Source organism: Streptomyces sp. NPDC102441 (genome assembly GCF_044765585.1).
In the GTDB taxonomy this organism is placed as follows: Bacteria; Actinomycetota; Actinomycetes; order Streptomycetales; family Streptomycetaceae; genus Streptomyces.
In genome coordinates, this window is the sequence record NZ_JBIWKH010000015.1 from 26,356 (window position 1) to 41,124 (window position 14,769).

The 14,769-nt window shown below is 71.2% G+C and carries 13 protein-coding genes and 1 pseudogene; 8 read left to right on the top strand and 6 right to left on the bottom strand.

Annotated features, from left to right (window positions below; all coding sequences use genetic code 11):
- Positions 1-76: 76 nt before the first annotated feature.
- Positions 77-922: an NAD(P)H-binding protein gene (locus ACIREO_RS29560; RefSeq protein ID WP_404116056.1), complete on the top strand. Its 846-nt coding sequence runs from the start codon at positions 77-79 to the stop codon at positions 920-922.
- Between the two features lie 161 nt (positions 923-1,083).
- Entirely contained in the window at positions 1,084-2,811 is a 1,728-nt protein-coding gene (locus ACIREO_RS29565; RefSeq protein WP_404115685.1) for a class I adenylate-forming enzyme family protein, read from the top strand.
- On the opposite strand, the gene ACIREO_RS29570 is transcribed toward ACIREO_RS29565, so the two are convergent.
- Positions 2,798-4,075 carry a M6 family metalloprotease domain-containing protein gene (locus tag ACIREO_RS29570; RefSeq protein WP_404115687.1) on the bottom strand — a complete coding sequence of 426 codons (1,278 nt, stop codon included), beginning with the start codon at positions 4,073-4,075 and terminating at the stop codon, positions 2,798-2,800. The two genes, ACIREO_RS29565 and ACIREO_RS29570, sit on opposite strands and share 14 nt — an antisense overlap.
- 253 nt (positions 4,076-4,328) lie before the next feature.
- Here ACIREO_RS29570 and ACIREO_RS29575 point away from each other — a divergent pair, with 253 nt between their 5' ends.
- Together ACIREO_RS29575 and ACIREO_RS29580 are read left to right on the top strand one after the other, a co-directional pair.
- Entirely contained in the window at positions 4,329-4,991 is a 663-nt protein-coding gene (locus ACIREO_RS29575; RefSeq protein WP_404115689.1) for a TetR/AcrR family transcriptional regulator, read from the top strand.
- A gap of 189 nt (positions 4,992-5,180) precedes the next feature.
- Positions 5,181-6,701: an MFS transporter gene (locus tag ACIREO_RS29580; RefSeq protein ID WP_404115691.1), complete on the top strand. Its 1,521-nt coding sequence runs from the start codon at positions 5,181-5,183 to the stop codon at positions 6,699-6,701.
- Positions 6,702-6,825: 124 nt separating this feature from the next.
- Here the strand turns inward: ACIREO_RS29580 and ACIREO_RS29585 are convergent, their stop codons facing one another.
- Positions 6,826-7,338, bottom strand: coding sequence for a MarR family winged helix-turn-helix transcriptional regulator (locus tag ACIREO_RS29585; RefSeq protein WP_404115693.1), 513 nt, complete (start codon positions 7,336-7,338; stop codon positions 6,826-6,828).
- Between the two features lie 183 nt (positions 7,339-7,521).
- On the opposite strand from ACIREO_RS29585, the gene ACIREO_RS29590 reads away from it, so the two are divergent.
- Complete coding sequence (locus tag ACIREO_RS29590; protein WP_404115695.1) at positions 7,522-8,304, top strand: dioxygenase; 783 nt, start codon at positions 7,522-7,524, stop codon at positions 8,302-8,304.
- Here ACIREO_RS29590 and ACIREO_RS29595 read toward each other — a convergent pair.
- On the bottom strand, positions 8,252-8,830 hold the full coding sequence (locus ACIREO_RS29595; RefSeq protein ID WP_404115697.1) for a GNAT family N-acetyltransferase: 579 nt from the start codon (positions 8,828-8,830) through the stop codon (positions 8,252-8,254). The genes ACIREO_RS29590 and ACIREO_RS29595 overlap by 53 nt on opposite strands.
- 151 nt (positions 8,831-8,981) lie before the next feature.
- Here ACIREO_RS29595 and ACIREO_RS29600 point away from each other — a divergent pair, with 151 nt between their 5' ends.
- Positions 8,982-9,983 carry a sigma-70 family RNA polymerase sigma factor gene (locus tag ACIREO_RS29600; RefSeq protein WP_404115698.1) on the top strand — a complete coding sequence of 334 codons (1,002 nt, stop codon included), beginning with the start codon at positions 8,982-8,984 and terminating at the stop codon, positions 9,981-9,983.
- A gap of 115 nt (positions 9,984-10,098) precedes the next feature.
- Here the strand turns inward: ACIREO_RS29600 and ACIREO_RS29605 are convergent.
- The 3 genes and pseudogenes from ACIREO_RS29605 to ACIREO_RS29615 form a co-directional block, all read right to left on the bottom strand.
- Positions 10,099-10,644, bottom strand: a pseudogene (locus tag ACIREO_RS29605) (transcriptional regulator); the annotation flags it as partial.
- Positions 10,645-10,648: 4 nt separating this feature from the next.
- A complete protein-coding gene (locus tag ACIREO_RS29610; protein ID WP_404115700.1) occupies positions 10,649-11,395 on the bottom strand; it encodes a DUF6227 family protein in 747 nt (248 codons plus the stop codon).
- 129 nt (positions 11,396-11,524) lie between these two features.
- Positions 11,525-12,664 carry a P1 family peptidase gene (locus tag ACIREO_RS29615; RefSeq protein WP_404115702.1) on the bottom strand — a complete coding sequence of 380 codons (1,140 nt, stop codon included), beginning with the start codon at positions 12,662-12,664 and terminating at the stop codon, positions 11,525-11,527.
- A 98-nt stretch (positions 12,665-12,762) separates the two neighbouring features.
- Between ACIREO_RS29615 and ACIREO_RS29620 the strand changes: the two genes are divergently transcribed.
- A complete protein-coding gene (locus ACIREO_RS29620; RefSeq protein ID WP_404115704.1) occupies positions 12,763-13,638 on the top strand; it encodes a helix-turn-helix domain-containing protein in 876 nt (291 codons plus the stop codon).
- Between the two features lie 164 nt (positions 13,639-13,802).
- Positions 13,803-14,675 carry an ABC transporter ATP-binding protein gene (locus ACIREO_RS29625; RefSeq protein ID WP_404115706.1) on the top strand — a complete coding sequence of 291 codons (873 nt, stop codon included), beginning with the start codon at positions 13,803-13,805 and terminating at the stop codon, positions 14,673-14,675.
- Positions 14,676-14,769 lie beyond the last annotated feature (94 nt).

A 14,769-nucleotide genomic window follows, 5' to 3' on the forward strand; every position in this document is an offset into this window, starting at 1 on the left:
CACCGTGCGGCCGTCGCGGCGGCGTCCCCGAACAGCGGTTGTTTTCCCATCACGTCCCTTATCGAGGAGCTGTCTCATGATTGTTGTCACCGGATCCACCGGAAACGTGGGCCGCACGCTGGTCGCCGCCCTCACCGCCAAGGGCGAGGAGGTCGCTGCCGTCTCGCGGCGGCCGCTCCCCGTCGAGCTGCCCGAAGGCGCCCGCCATGTGCAGGCCGACCTGGGTGAGGCGGAGAGCCTGCGCGGTGTGCTGAAGGGCGCCGACGCGCTGTTCATCCTGCTGGCCGGCGAGATGCTGGCCGGCGGTGAGAGCGCGGAGACCCTGCTGGGCGTCGCCATGGAGGAGGGCGTGCGCAAGGTCGTCCTGCTCTCCTCGCAGATCACCGCGACCCGCCCCGAGGCGGGTTCGCACAACCGGCTGCGGGAGTTCGAGGACGCCGTCCGCGACTCGGGCCTGGAGTGGACGATCCTGCGGGCCGGCGGCTTCGCCTCCAACGCCTTCGCGTGGGCCGAGTCGGTGCGCGCCGAGCGCACCGTGCTCGCGCCGTTCGGCGATGTCGCCCTGCCGGTCGTCGACCCGGCGGACATCGCGGCGGTCGCAGCGGTCGTCCTGCGCGAGGACGACCACGCCGGGCAGATCTACGAGCTGACCGGCCCGGCCGCCGTCACCCCGCGCGAGCAGGCCGCCTCCCTGGCCGAACTCCTGGGCGAGAAGGTGACGTTCGTCGAGCTGACCCGCGAGGCCGCCTCCGCCCACATGTCGCAGTTCATGCCGGCGGGCGTCGTCGAGGGAACCCTCGACATCCTGGGCCTGCCGCTCCCGGCCGAGCAGCGCGTCAGCCCGGACGTCGAGAAGGTCCTCGGCCGCCCCGCCGCCCCCTTCAACGCCTGGGCGGAGCGCAGCCTCCCCGCCTTCCGGTAGAGGGTGCGCAGGCCTGCGGGCCGGCGGCCGCACCCCCCTCGGGGTCGCGGCGGCCGGCCCGTACGCATGTCCGCCGGACGGTAGCCGGTTGACGGGGGAGGGGCGCGGGCATAGCGTCGCCGCGTCGCTGAGCCAGTCCGCAGTGCGTCGAGAGGCCGTCCGTGCCGCACGCCGAACCCAGCATTCCGCCCGACCCGGCCGCCCTCGCCCGTATCGAGGCGTCGCTGACCGGCCCTGGGGCGCCCTTCGCCGTGGTGCGCGCCGAGCACGGGCCTCTCATCTACGCGAACGGCCCGCGCACCCTGCGCGAGTTCGTGGAGACCACCTGGGCGTTCGGCGACCAGCCGTTCCTGATCTCCGGGACGCGGACCTGTTCGTACGGCGAGTTCTTCGCGGCCGCCTCCTCGCTGGCCCGGCGGCTCACCGAGTCGTACGGACTCCGCCCCGGGGACCGTGCCGTGGTGGCGATGCGCAACCACCCCGAGTGGCAGATCGCGTTCTGGGCGGTGCAGCTGGCCGGCCTCGTCGCCGTACCGCTCAACTCCTGGTGGACCGAAGGGGAGTTCGCCCACGCCCTCGACGACTGCGAGCCGGCGGTGCTGCTGGTCGACGCGGAGCAGCTGCCGAAGACGGAGGGCTGGTGCCGCACGTCGGGGGCACGCCTCGTGGTCTTCCACGACGAGGGCGAGCTGCCGCCCGGGGCCGAGCGGTACGCCGACCTGCCGGAGCCCGATCCGTACGCGGCGCCGCCCGAGGTGGAGATCAGGCCCGAGGACGACGCCACGATCATCTACACCTCCGGCACCACGGGGCGGCCCAAGGGGGCGGTGGCCACCCATCTCGCGCAGGCGGGCGCGGCCCTCAACCCGCGCTACCAGGCGGCCGCCTCGGCGCTGAGCCGTGGAGTCGTCCCGGGTCAGGGGCCGGCACCGGTCACCCTGATGACGTTCCCGTTCTTCCATGTCGCCGCGTTCACCGGCCTGTACGCGGCGATGGCCGCGGGCGGCACCCTCGTCCTGATGCCGAAGTGGGACACCGGCGAGGCACTCCGGCTGATCCGCCGACACCGGGTCACCCACTTCGCGGGCGTCCCGGCCACCGCGCTCCAGCTGCTCGCGGAGGCGGAGCGCGCGGGCGACGGCCTGGAGAGCCTGAAGGGGCTGAACACCGGAGGCGCGGCGGCTCCGCCGGACCTGGTCGCCCGGCTCACGGCCCGGCACGGCGAGCGGATCGAGCCGCGCAACGGCTACGGCCTGACCGAGACCAGCGGCGGGGTGCTGGCCACCTTCGGCGCCGGGTACCGGGCGCACCCTGACTCCGTCGGCACCCCGACACCGGTCACCGAGGTGCGGATCGCCGGACCCGCGGGCGAGGCGCTCCCGGAGGGCGGGACCGGCGAGCTGTGGCTGCGCGGCCAGTCCCTGGTCCGTGGCTACTGGCGCGACGAGGCGGCGACGGCCGAGGCGTTCACCGGGGGCTGGTTCCGCACGGGGGACCTCGCCACCGTCCGGGACGGGCGGGTGTCCGTCGTGGACCGGATCAAGGACATGGTGATCCGGGGCGGCGAGAACGTGCACTGCGTGGAGGTCGAGGCCGCTCTGCACGACCACCCCGACGTCGAGGACGCGGCGGTGCTCGGCGTCCCGCATCCGGTGCTGGGCGAGGAGGTCGCGGCGGTCGTCAGGGTGCGCCCGGATTCCGGCGTCACGGCGGAGGCGCTGCGGGCCCATGTGGGTCTGGGGCTGGCCGCGTTCAAGGTCCCGGCCCATGTGCTGGTGACAGAGGAACCACTCCCACGGAACGCCACGGGGAAGATCCTCAAGCGGGAGCTCCGCGGCGTGGTCCAGGAGTACGCGCTCCAGGGCGGCCAGGCCTCTACGGGCGGGTGACCCGCACCCGGTAGTTCCCGTCGGCGTCCTTCTCCAGCACGGATATGCGTATGCCGTCGGCCCGGTCGGTGAACGTCTCGCCGGGTTCGAACGGGGCGTCGGAGAGCTCGGCGTGGACGTTCGGCCGCCGGGTGCAGCCGCCGCTGTCCTCGGTGCTGTCCTCGACGGAGACCGGACCCTGGCCGGTGTCCACGTCGGAGCTCACCTTGTAGATGAGGACGCCGGGCCGGCACACCGCTTCGTCGTTGCCCCCCTCGGTCCGCACCTCCACCGCGTAGCCGGACTCCGCGCTCACCGGCACGAAGGCCATCTTCGAGCCGCCCGTCGTGGCCAGCGGCCCGAGGGTGTGTTCGCTGGTGCCGGGCCTGGCGGCGCAGCTGATCTGGTCGTTGTCGAGCCAGCCGAGCTTCCACTTGTGCCAGCCCAGGAGGTCGTTGTTGGCCCCCCAGTCCTCGGACATGATGTCCCAGTGCCCCACGGAGCCGCCGCCCTCCATCGTGTAGAGGTCGGGAAGCCCGAAGACGTGGCCGTTCTCGTGGGGCAGGACCCGGTAGCCGGTCTCGGCGTACGAGCCCGATCCGTCGTCCTGGCGGCTGTAGACGAAGGACGTGTTGGCGAGCGGGGTGCCGTCGGCGAGCGGGGCGTCGTCATTGCCCGAGAAGGTCACCGACAGGACGGTGTCCAGCGCGGAGGGTCCGGCGTTCGGGGTGACCAGCACGTTGACCAGGTCGTACGCCGAGAAGTCGACCTTCGGATCGGCGACGGTCACGAGGTCCTTGACCATCTTGCGGTAGCCCGGTTCGTACGGTGAGCCGCGCTCGATCCCGTACTCGGAGAACGGCAGCGGCATCCGCAGCCAGTCCTTCACGGGTGTTTCGGGCAGGTAGGTGAGGCGGCCGTAGGAGCTGGTGCGGAACCAGTCGGAGGTCTGCGGGAAGAATTCCGCGAGCCGGTCCGCCGCGGGTTCCGTCGCCTGCGCGTCGGGGAAGTCGACCATCAGGTTGAGGGCTTTGATCCGGCCGGTGGAACGTGCGTAGCCGGGGGGCGTCGGCATGCCCTCCGACATCTGTACGCCCATGGCCGAGGGTATTCGGCACGGCGCGAGGCCCGTCCCCTGCGGTGTGGCAGCCGGTCCTGCGGAGGCGCGGCCGACGACGGGGAGGGTGGAGCTGGCCGATGCCATCGTGGCGATGACCAGGGCCGTCGCCCCGGCGAGCGCGAGGGGGCGACGGTATCCGCGTATCCGGTGGCGGGGCTGCTGCATAGGGCGTCGCCTTCGGTCCGCGGCAGTCGGCCGGCCCTGACTGCGCTCTGGCGATCAGCCTCTGCCGGGTGGTGGAGGACCGCTCGCTGGGTGCGCCGATGGAGGGTTTCTTCCGGACATGTCGTGTGATGCAGGTCACATAGGGCTGGGAAATAACCGGGGATCCTTTCCCCGTTTGAACCTGTGTCCCCGCTAAACGGGGAAACGGTCCCCGGTTGCACCGGAGGGCCGGTCACACGCCGGAAGGGAAGCCGTGAAGTCCGTCGCCGACATCGCCACCTGCGTGGCACAGCGCCGTACGCCCCGTCCGCGGGCCGACGCGCTGCGCAACCGGGAGCGGATCGTTTCGGCCGCGCGTGAGATGTTCGTCGAGTTCGGGCCGGATGTGCCGCTCGACGAGGTCGCGCGAAGGGCCGGCGTCGGCAACGCGACGCTCTACCGGAACTTCCCCGACCGGGCGGCTCTGGTCCACGAGGTCGTCCTCGCCGTCACCTCCCGCACCACGGACCGGGTGGAGGAGGCCGTCGCGGCCGAGTCCGACCCCTTCGCCGCCCTCAGCCGCTTCGTCCACGCGGCGGCCGACGAACGGATCGGCGCACTGTGCCCGATGCTGTCCGGCGGATTCGACACCGACCATCCCGAACTGCTCGCCGAGCGCCGTCGCCTCGAAGAGGCCGTCGAAGGGCTCGTGGAGCGTGCCATGTCCGCAGGGAGGCTGCGCACCGACATCGCCGTCGGTGACGTACTCGTCGCCCTCTCCCAGCTCACCCGGCCGCTGCCCGGCATCGCCTGCCCGGACATAGACCGGTTCACCCACCGCCATCTGCAGCTCTTCCTGGACGGTCTGGCAACACCGGCCCGCTCCGAACTGCCCGGATCGGCGGCGACCTTGGAGGACCTGCGCAGCGGGCGCTGACGCCCGCGCACCGGAGAACCGACCCACAAGCCCTCAGAAGGCAGCCTCCCGGCGGCCGCACCAGCCCTGACAGCCGGCCCGGACGTGACACGTCCGGCCGTCGGCACCGTTCGCCCTTTTTCGGTTTCGTGAGCGGGTCCGCTCATGGCCCGTTCACCGAACTCTTCGTGTCCTTAGGTGGCTACTCCCATGTCGAAAACAGCCGGAACCCTTCCGGATCCCAGCCGCTGGAAAGCGCTGGCCTTCATCGCCCTCGCCCAGCTGATGGTCGTGCTCGACGCGACCATCGTGAACATCGCCCTGCCGTCCGCCCAGACCGACCTGGGCATCTCCGACGGCAACAAGCAGTGGGTCATCACCGCCTACGCCCTCGCGTTCGGCGGGCTTCTCCTCTTCGGTGGGCGCATCGCCGACCTGTGGGGCCGCAAGCGCACCTTCGTCGTGGGCCTGATCGGCTTCGCCGCGGCCTCCGCGCTCGGCGGCGCGGCACAGGGCGAGGCGATGATGTTCGGTTCGCGTGCCCTGCAGGGTGTCTTCGGCGCACTGCTCGCGCCTGCTGCCCTCTCCCTGCTCGCCGTGATGTTCACGGACGCCAAGGAGCGCGCCAAGGCCTTCGGTATATACGGGGCCATCGCCGGTGGCGGTGGCGCGGTCGGCCTGATCCTGGGCGGATTCCTCACCGAGTACCTGAACTGGCGCTGGACCTTCGTCGTCAACATCCCGTTCGCGGTCATCGCCGCGGCCGGCGCCTACTTCGTCATCCGTGAGCCGGCCGGCGGCCGCAACCGCTCGCCGCTCGACATCCCCGGCGTCGTCCTGTCGACGCTCGGTCTGGTCTCCCTGGTGTACGGCTTCACCCGCGCCGAGTCGGCCGGCTGGTCGGACTCGCTGACCATCGGCATGTTCGTCGCGGCCGCTGTGCTGCTGCTGGCCTTCGTGGTCACCGAGTCGCGCGTGAAGTCGCCGCTGCTGCCCCTGCGCGTCCTGACCGAGCGCAACCGTGGCGGGGTCTACCTCTCGCTGGGCCTCGCCATCATCGCGATGTTCGGGCTCTTCCTCTTCCTGACGTACTACCTGCAGGTGGTCCAGGGCTACTCGCCGGTCAAGACCGGCTTCGCGTTCATGCCGATGATCGTCGGCATGATCACCGGTTCCACGCAGATCGGCGCCCGGCTGATGACCCGGGTCCCGCCGAGGCTGCTGATGGGCCCCGGCTTCCTGGCGGCGGCCATCGGCATGCTGCTGCTGACCCAGCTGGACATCAACACCTCGTACGCGGCCGTCATCCTGCCGGGCCAGCTGCTGCTCGGCCTGGGTATGGGCACGGCGTTCATGCCGGCCATGTCGCTGGCCACGCACGGCATCGAGCCGCGTGACGCGGGTGTGGCCTCCGCGATGGTGAACACCTCGCAGCAGGTCGGCGGGGCCATCGGCACGGCGCTGCTCAACACCATCGCCGCCGGTGCCACCACCGCCTACGTCGCCGATCACGTCGCCGGCGCGACCGACCCGAAGCTGCTCCAGCTGCAGGCCATGGTCGCCGGTTTCTCGAGCGCCATCTGGTGGGCGGTCGGCATCCTGGTCGCCGCCTCGGCCATCGCGGTGGCCCTGATCAACACCGGACGTCCGGGCACCGGTGCGGTGGACGGTTCGGGGGATGCCACGGACGGAGCCGAGGAAGAGCTCAGGATTCCGGTCGTCGCGCACTGAGTGGGACGACGAGCCGCCGGTCCGGACGCTCGTCCGGTCCGGACGCTCGTCCGGTCCGGCGCCGAGCCGCCCGGCGTGACGCCTGACGGCTGCTGACCGGCCCGTACGTCTGCCCTGGTTCCGCTCAGCGGAGCCAGGGCAGATCCGCGTCCGTGCCCTCCGGCTGTAGCCCGGCGGCGATGACCTGCATGATCTCGCCGAGGTTCTGTACCTGCTGCGGGCTGAGCCGGGCGAACATCGCCTGACGTACGGCTTCGACATGCCCCGGTGCGGACCGCGCCAGCATGGCGAGGCCGTCGTCGGTGAGGATCGCGTTCTGGCCGCGCTTGTCGGAGGGGCAGTCCTCCCGGCGTACCCAGCCGTTCTTCTCCAGCCGGGCGACGGCGTGCGAGAGGCGGGAGCGGGTGATCTTCGCGTCCTTGGCCAGCTCGGTCATGCGCTTCTGCCGTCTGGGGGACTGGGAGAGGTTGACGAGCAGTCCGTAGTAGACGTGCGGCATGCCGGCGTCGCGCTGCAACTGGCGGTCGAGGTGGTCCTCCATGAGCGTGGTGGCGTGGAGGTACGCGCGCCACACGCTCTGCTCTTCGTCCGTGAGCCACCGGGGCCCGCCGGGTGATGCCGTGGTCATGTACTCCACTGTACGACCTTTTCTTGAAAGTTGAACTAGATAAGGCTAAGGTCTCCGGTAGTTGGAACTTGAAAATTCAAGGACCTGGGTCCGAAGAGCCGGTCCGCCGGATCCCCGGTTCTCACGCAGGTGCCCGTTCCCGATGCCTGTAGAGAACACACATACCTTGATCGGCAGAGGAATGGGAGCGCCATGTCACTCACCGCGGAACGTATGCCCGCCCTCTACCTCTCCCACGGTGCGCCGCCGCTCGCCGACGACCCGGTCTGGCCCGGAGAGCTGGCCGCCTGGTCGGCGCGGCTGCCGCGCCCCAAGGCGGTCCTGATGGTGTCCGCGCACTGGGAGGAGGCCCCGCTCGCTCTCGGCGCCACCGAGGCCGTGCCGCTGGTGTACGACTTCTGGGGCTTTCCTTCGCACTACTACCAGGTGCGGTACGCCGCCCCGGGGGCCCCGGAGCTCGCGGACGACGTCCGCAAGCTGCTGCGTGGCGCCGGCACCCCCGTCCAGGACATCCCGGACCGCGGCCTCGACCACGGGGCGTACGTGCCGCTGGTCGAGATGTTCCCGGGTGCCGACATCCCCGTACTCCAGATCTCGATGCCGACGCTCGACCCGCAGAAGCTGATGGCCGTCGGGCGCAAGCTCGCCCCGCTGCGCGACGAGGGTGTGCTGATCGTGGGGAGCGGCTTCTTCACGCACAACCTGGCCGCGCTGAGGCACACCGGTGGCGGCGTCCCCGGCTGGTCGGCGGAGTTCGACGACTGGGGGCACCGGGCGCTCCAGGCGCAGGACGTCGACTCCCTGCTGGACTTCGAGCATGCGTCACCGGCGGGCAGGCTGGCGCATCCCCGTACCGAGCACTTCGCGCCGCTGTTCGTCACCCTCGGTGCGGCCGAGGGCGAGCTCGATCAGGGGCGCAGCGTCATCGACGGCTTCTGGCTGGGTCTGGCGAAGCGCTCCTTGCAGTTCGGCTGAGCAGCGGCTTCTCGTACCAGGCCACGTCCCAGTACCGGCCGAACTTCCGGCCCACCTCCGTGTAGGTGCCGATGTGCCGGAAACCGAAGGCGTGGTGCAGCCGGGCCGACGGCTCGTTCGGCTGCGCGATCCCGGCGTAGGCGCGGTGGAGGTCCTCGCCGGCCAGCGCCTCGAAGAGTGCCTTGTAGAGAAGCGTGCCGATGCCGCGCCCCGTGGCCTCGGGCGCGCAGTACACGCTCACCTCGACCGAGGTGCTGTAGGCGGCCTTGGGGCGGAACGGGCTGCTGGTGGCATAACCGAGGACATGCGGGGCGTTGTGCCGGGTATCCGGGTCCAGAGCAACCAGGAGCCGGTGGGGGCCGTCTTCCGGATGGGAGCGCAGCCACGGCAGGCGTTCGTCCGGGGTGAAGGCAGCCGTGTCGAAAGTGAGCGCGGTCTCACGGACGTAATGGTTGTAGATGTCCGTCAGGGCCTCCAGGTCGGCCTCCACACCGGGCCTGACCTGCACTTCTGTGGGTATCTGCACCTTGTGTCCTCGTGTTTTGGGGCGACAGGGTACTGCATGATCTCGAAAGTGAATGGCCCCCGTGGGAATTCTGTCCGGATTCCAGTCGTTGTTTCCATCGGATGCAGGGCACCCGGGAGGGTGTCGCGACCTACTCAGCAAGGGAGCACGCATGGCAACCCGTGCCGTCGCCCGTCGTTCGTCCGCCAGCACCGGCGGGACCGACCGGGCAAGCAGTGTTCGCGCCGTGGGCGGGGAGATCGCCGATCGCGACCTGGTCGGCATGTACCTGGACGAGATCGCTCGCACACCGCTTCTCGACGCCGCCAAGGAGGTCGAGCTGTCCCAGACGATCGAGGCGGGCGTCTACGCCCAGCAGATCCTCGACGGAGTCGTGGAGAGCGAGGCCGGCGGAGCGAAGCGTGAGGAGCTGGAGGCGCTGGTCGCCGAGAGCGAGCGCGCCAAGGACATATTCATCCGCTCCAACCTCCGTCTCGTCGTTGCCGTGGCCAGGCGCTACCCGAGGGCGGGCCTGCCCCTTCTCGACCTGATCCAGGAGGGGAACGCGGGCCTGGTGCGCGCGGTCGAGAAGTTCGACTACGCCAAGGGCTTCAAGTTCTCGACGTACGCCACCTGGTGGATCCGGCAGGCCATCACCCGCTCCATCGCCGATCAGTCCCGCACGATCCGGCTCCCCGTCCACCTCGTGGAGGAGCTGGGCAGGATCCGGCGTGTGCAGCGTGAGTTCAACCGTGAGCACGGGCGCGACCCGGACCACACGGAGATCGCCGCCGAGCTCGACTCCAACACCGAGCGCGTGGGCAACGTCCTGGACTGGGCCCGTGACCCGGTCAGCCTGAACATGTCCGTGGACGACGACGGCGACACACAGTTCGGTGACCTGCTGGAGGACACCTCCGCCGTGTCGCCCGAGCAGTCCGTGATGACGCTGCTGCGCAGCGAGGAGCTCGAGGAGCTCATCTCCAAGCTCGACAACCGCACCGCCTCCATCATCAAGATGCGGTACGGCATCGAGGACGGCCGCGAGCGGACCCTCACCGAGGTGGGCAAGCAGCACGGTCTGACGCGGGAGAGGATCCGCCAGATCGAGAAGCACGCACTGCTCGAATTGAAGCGAATGGCTCACGACACGGGTTTTGATGCTGCGGCGTGAGCCGATAGCCCGTAATCTCCCCATCAAGCCGGTTCGCACCGGCCCGACGACCGGTCTCCTTTCCGGTCCCCTGAGCTGAGTCCCGGCGCCCACCCCCCCCGGCGCCGGGGCTCATTCATGTCCGGCCCGGCGCTTCATATCCGTCCGCCGCCGGCCCGGGTGACGCGGCGCGCGTCAGACGAGCGCCCAGGCCGCTGAGGTGCTCCACCAGGTGCGCGGGTCCGTGCACATCGAACTCGCAGTCCACCAGCGCCAGCCGCAGCGCCACCCACTCCAGCGAGTCTGAGGAGGCCGTGCGCAGCCGGCAGCTCTGCTCACCCGTCGGTTCCACCGCGCCGAGCGTCGCGGGCAGCCGTTCCGTCACGAAGGGCGCCGGGGCCCGGAAGGTCACATCGAGGTGCAGCTCGGGCTGCGTACACGACATCGACCGGGCGAAGAACTCCGCCGCGTCCCCGCTCCCGGTGGGCAGCTCGCGCGGGGTGAAACGGGAACCGGTGGGGAACGGGGGATCGATGGTCGAACCGTCGCCGCGGGTGAGCGGCACGGTGGCGTTCTGCGGGGAGGAGGCCCGGTGCCGCAGCCGAGAGGGAAGTACCTGCTCCAGCTTGGCCGGCGCCCGCACGGATGCCTCGTCGACGCCGTCGAGCCGGACGGCCGCGCCCGGGTCAGCAGATCCGGGTGCGGTCCTCCATGGCCAGGCGCGCGGTCTGCTCGTCGTCGTACACCTCGCACATGTGCCGGCCGTCGGGGGTGGCCGTGTGCTCGACCTCCCACAGGCTCGTCTCGCTGCCGTCCAGGAGGAGGAAGGCGTGCTCGTAGAGCGTGAAGCCCGCGTCCCGTCCGTCGACGTGGTACTGGCGGCCGAAGACCTGGGTGATGTGGTGGGCGAAGGCGGCCCGCAGGAGTCCGGCCGTCGCGTCGCCCGGGCGGTCGCCGTTCTCCGCGCGGCGCAGGACGCGGCGGGCGTGGTCCGCCGAGTTGTCCGGGGCGTAGACGCGGGGCAGAGGGGCCGGAGGGACGGTCATGAGCAGGGTGAGCGCCTCCAGGTCCTCCCGCATGCTGTCGTCACCGAGCGCGGGGGTGTCCCAGAAGCTGCCGGCGAGGCGCGCGGCGGCGATCTGGGCGTCGCCCTCGTCGTCGTACAACTCGTGGCGGCGGGGGGCCGGGATGTCCCTGCCGCCGCCGTGCACCACTTCCCAGAGGGTGAGCGCGGTGCCGTCGGAGAGCAGGTAGGTGTGCCGGTAGGTCTCGCGGTGCAGCACGGCGCTGTGGTGGGACGAATGAAGGGCACTGCTGTGCGCCAGCGCCGTCCCGAGCCGGTCGACCGTGCTGTCGGACAGATCGAAGGAGTTGAGGGCGCATCGCAGGAGTCGCTCGAGGTGCTGCTCGGTTGTCTCGCACGGATCGCTCAAGGTGCTGTCTCCAGGCCGTCGCCGCGTGTTACCTGATGCGTGCATAACGTAGTCCCTGGGTCTGACATCAGGACCGGGGTTCGCGAAAAACGTACCGCACACGCAGAAAGTTCCCGGCTGACGGGGATCTCACGCAAGAGGTTCCCGGCCGCTCCGGGATGTGCCGTAGAGCTCGCTGTACGAGGGGAACGTGCCCCCGGGACCTTCGGCTCCCCGGGCCGCCCTGACGGCCTTCACGGTGGCGCGGGCCAGGGCGTCCGCCCCCGCCGCGAGGATGTCGTTGAGCGCGGCGGTGGGCTCCGGAGGCAACGGCAGCCGGCCGGTGGAGAGGGTGAAGACGGTGTCCCCGTCGGTGAGCAGGTGGACCGGCCGGACGGCGCGCGCCAGCCCGTCGTGCGCCGTGCCCGCGAGCTTCTGCGCCTGGGCGCGGGTGAGGGCGGCGTCGGTGGCGACGACGGCGATCGTGGTGTTGAAAACACCGCCCGTCTGTGCGTCGCCGGCCTGCGCCTCGTCCGTCCGTGCGCCGTCCCCGCCCGACGGGTTTCCGTGTGCGCCACGGATCTCCGCCAGCCGCCGGCGCGCGGCTTCGTGCACCGCGGGTGCGGGGTGCACGGGCGGCTCTCCCGCGCCGTACTCCCCGTACAGCACCCCGGTCACCGGATCGAGGACGGAACCCGCCGCGTTGACGACGGCGAGTGCGGCGACCGTGGCGCCGGAGGCCAGACGGAGGCTCGCCGTCCCGACACCGCCCTTGAGCTGCCCGGCCACTGCTCCCGTGCCCGCGCCCACCGTGCCCTCGGGAACCCGCGCACCCGGCTCGGAAGCGGCCGCGGCCTCCACGGCGGCACGGCCGGTCGAGGCGTCGGGGCGGGCCCGCCAGGCTCCTCCCCGGCCCAGGTCGAAGAGGCAGGCCGCCGGCACCACCGGCACCACCTGGGAGGGGTGCGGGCCGACCCGGACGCCACGCCCCTGTTCCTCGAGCCAGGCCATCACGCCGGACGCGGCGTCGAGTCCGTACGCGCTGCCGCCGGTCAGGACGACCGCGTCGATCCGCTGCACCAGGTTGCGCGGATCGAGCGCGTCCGTCTCCCTGGTGCCGGGCCCGCCGCCGCGTACGTCGACGGCCGCTACGGCCCCGCCCTCGGGGGCGAGGACGACGGTGGTCCCGCTCAGTGCGCCCTCACCGGGCACCCCGGCATGCCCGACGCGGATCCCCGCCACGTCCGTCAGCGCGTCCAGCGGGCCCCGGCCGGGCAGTTCCTCGGTCATGGAGAGCTCCTCGTGAGTGCCGTGTACCGCGAACGTACAGGCGGTCGGGGCAGGAGTCTCCCGGCACGGTTCGGGGGGATCCGGGTAGACTCGTCCCCATGGTCCGACCGTCCCGTGGCGACGCGCGCCCCGGGATGTGGCGGCGCGAGGTGGGCACCGTCGTGCGCCGGGTCGCACCGTTCCCCGAGCAGACGACCGCCCCGTTCGCCATCATCGCCGGGCTGCGGATTCCGAGCGTTCCCACGGAGTGGGCGCCCCACTCTCATTCTCTGCACGAGCTCGTCTGGGTCCGTGGGGGGACGCTGACGTCCCGGGTGGAGGGGCGTGTCTTCACCGTGTCCGAGGGGCACGGGCTGTGGATGCCGGCCGGCTTGGTGCACGGGGGCAGGGCGACGGCGGGCGCGAAGTTCTACGAAGCCTTCTTCGCCCCCGACCGCGCGCCGTTCGCCTTCGAGGAGCCGAGGGCGATCACGATGACGCCGTTGCTCGAGTCCCTGCTGACCCATCTGTCCCGCCCGGATCTCGACGCGGCGGCCAGGGTGCGGGCGGAGTCGGTCGTGTTCGACGTGCTCCAGCCTGCGGAGCGCCAGTTCGTGCTGCAACTGCCGGGCGACGCCCGGATCGACGCGATCGCCGAAGCGCTGCTGGACGATCCCGCCGACTGCCGCTCGCTGGAGGAGTGGGCGCGGCAGCTGGGGATCAGCGAGCGTACGATCACCCGCGCGTTCCGCCACGCGACAGGCCTGTCCTTCGCGCAGTGGCGGCAGGTGCTGCGGGTGCACCGGGCGCTGACGCTCCTCGCCGAGGGCCTCGATGTGACGTCCGTCTCCGAGACGCTCGGCTACGCCCAGCCCAGCACCTTCATCGCCTCCTTCCGGAGGGTCATGGGAACCACGCCGGGCGCGTACTTCGACGTGGACGAGGGCTTCCCCGGGGATGTCCGGAATCCCGTATTGCCTGTCCAAAACTCCTGATTGCCGACATGGCAAGCGGAACATACCCTTCTCGGAGTTAGGCGACCCTTAGTTCTTGCTTGCCGCGAACGGTGCTTCCGTGCGTGGGGAGTCCGCTGCCCGGCCGGTGAAAGCCGGGCGGAGGGTGCCGCAGTCCCTGCCCCTCCGAGCGTCCGGACCCACCGATGTTCACAAGCCCCTCCCGGCGCGCCGGTCGCTCCGTGGCCGACACCGCCACGCCGGCGGCCGCCCTCAACGGGCACGACCTGGTGCTGCGGTACAGCGGCACGCAGGTCGTCCACGGTGTCTCGCTGGCCCTGGAGCCCGGCCGTGCCACCGCCCTGGTGGGGCCGAACGGCAGCGGGAAGTCCACGCTGCTGCGCGCGCTCTCCCGGCTCCACCGGGTGGACGGCGGCCGGGTGACGCTCGGCTCCCCCGACGGACCTGACGGAGAGCCCGAGCGCGACACGGCCCTGCTCAGCGCACGTCAGTTCGCCCGCGAGGTCACGCTGTTCTCCCAGTCGAGGCCCGCGCCCCAAGGGCTGACGGTCTCGGAGGTGGTGGAGTTCGGGCGCCACCCGTACAGGCGTGGCTTCGCCGGGCCGGCCGCCGAGGACCGGAGCGCCGTCGACCGCGCCATGGGCGTCACCGGCGTGCGGGAGATGGCAGGCCGGCCGGTCGGGGAACTCTCCGGCGGGGAGATGCAGCGTGTCTGGCTCGCGGCCTGCCTGGCCCAGGACACCGGCGTCGTGCTGCTGGACGAACCGACCAACCACCTGGACCTGCGCTACCAGGTCGAGACGCTCGACCTGGTACGCGATCTCGTCGAGGACCACGGCATCGCGGTCGGGATCGTGCTGCACGACCTCGACCAGGCCTCCCGTGTCGCGGACACGCTGGTCCTGATGCGCGCGGGCCGCGTGCACGCGGCCGGAGCACCCGCCGACGTCCTCACCGCGCAGAACATCGGCGAGGTCTACGAGATCCGTGTCGACGTCGGCGTCGACCCGCGCACGGGCCGTCTCCGTATCGACCCGATCGGACGTCACACCGCCTGAGCGGCCGGACATCACCCCGCCCCAGCGACCGGACATCACGCGCCTGAAGCGGCACATCGGTCGCTGCAACTCACCGTAAGAAAGAGGATTTTTC

What these genes read in the sequence shown, in the direction of transcription:
- ACIREO_RS29560 (WP_404116056.1), top strand. Translation starts at nt 77, where the DNA reads ATGATTGTTGTCACCGGATCCACCGGAAACGTGGGCCGCACGCTGGTC.
- ACIREO_RS29570 (WP_404115687.1), bottom strand. Translation starts at nt 4,075, where the DNA reads ATGCAGCAGCCCCGCCACCGGATACGCGGATACCGTCGCCCCCTCGCG.
- ACIREO_RS29580 (WP_404115691.1), top strand. Translation starts at nt 5,181, where the DNA reads ATGTCGAAAACAGCCGGAACCCTTCCGGATCCCAGCCGCTGGAAAGCG.
- ACIREO_RS29590 (WP_404115695.1), top strand. Translation starts at nt 7,522, where the DNA reads ATGTCACTCACCGCGGAACGTATGCCCGCCCTCTACCTCTCCCACGGT.
- ACIREO_RS29600 (WP_404115698.1), top strand. Translation starts at nt 8,982, where the DNA reads ATGGCAACCCGTGCCGTCGCCCGTCGTTCGTCCGCCAGCACCGGCGGG.
- ACIREO_RS29615 (WP_404115702.1), bottom strand. Translation starts at nt 12,664, where the DNA reads ATGACCGAGGAACTGCCCGGCCGGGGCCCGCTGGACGCGCTGACGGAC.
- ACIREO_RS29620 (WP_404115704.1), top strand. Translation starts at nt 12,763, where the DNA reads ATGGTCCGACCGTCCCGTGGCGACGCGCGCCCCGGGATGTGGCGGCGC.
- ACIREO_RS29625 (WP_404115706.1), top strand. Translation starts at nt 13,803, where the DNA reads ATGTTCACAAGCCCCTCCCGGCGCGCCGGTCGCTCCGTGGCCGACACC.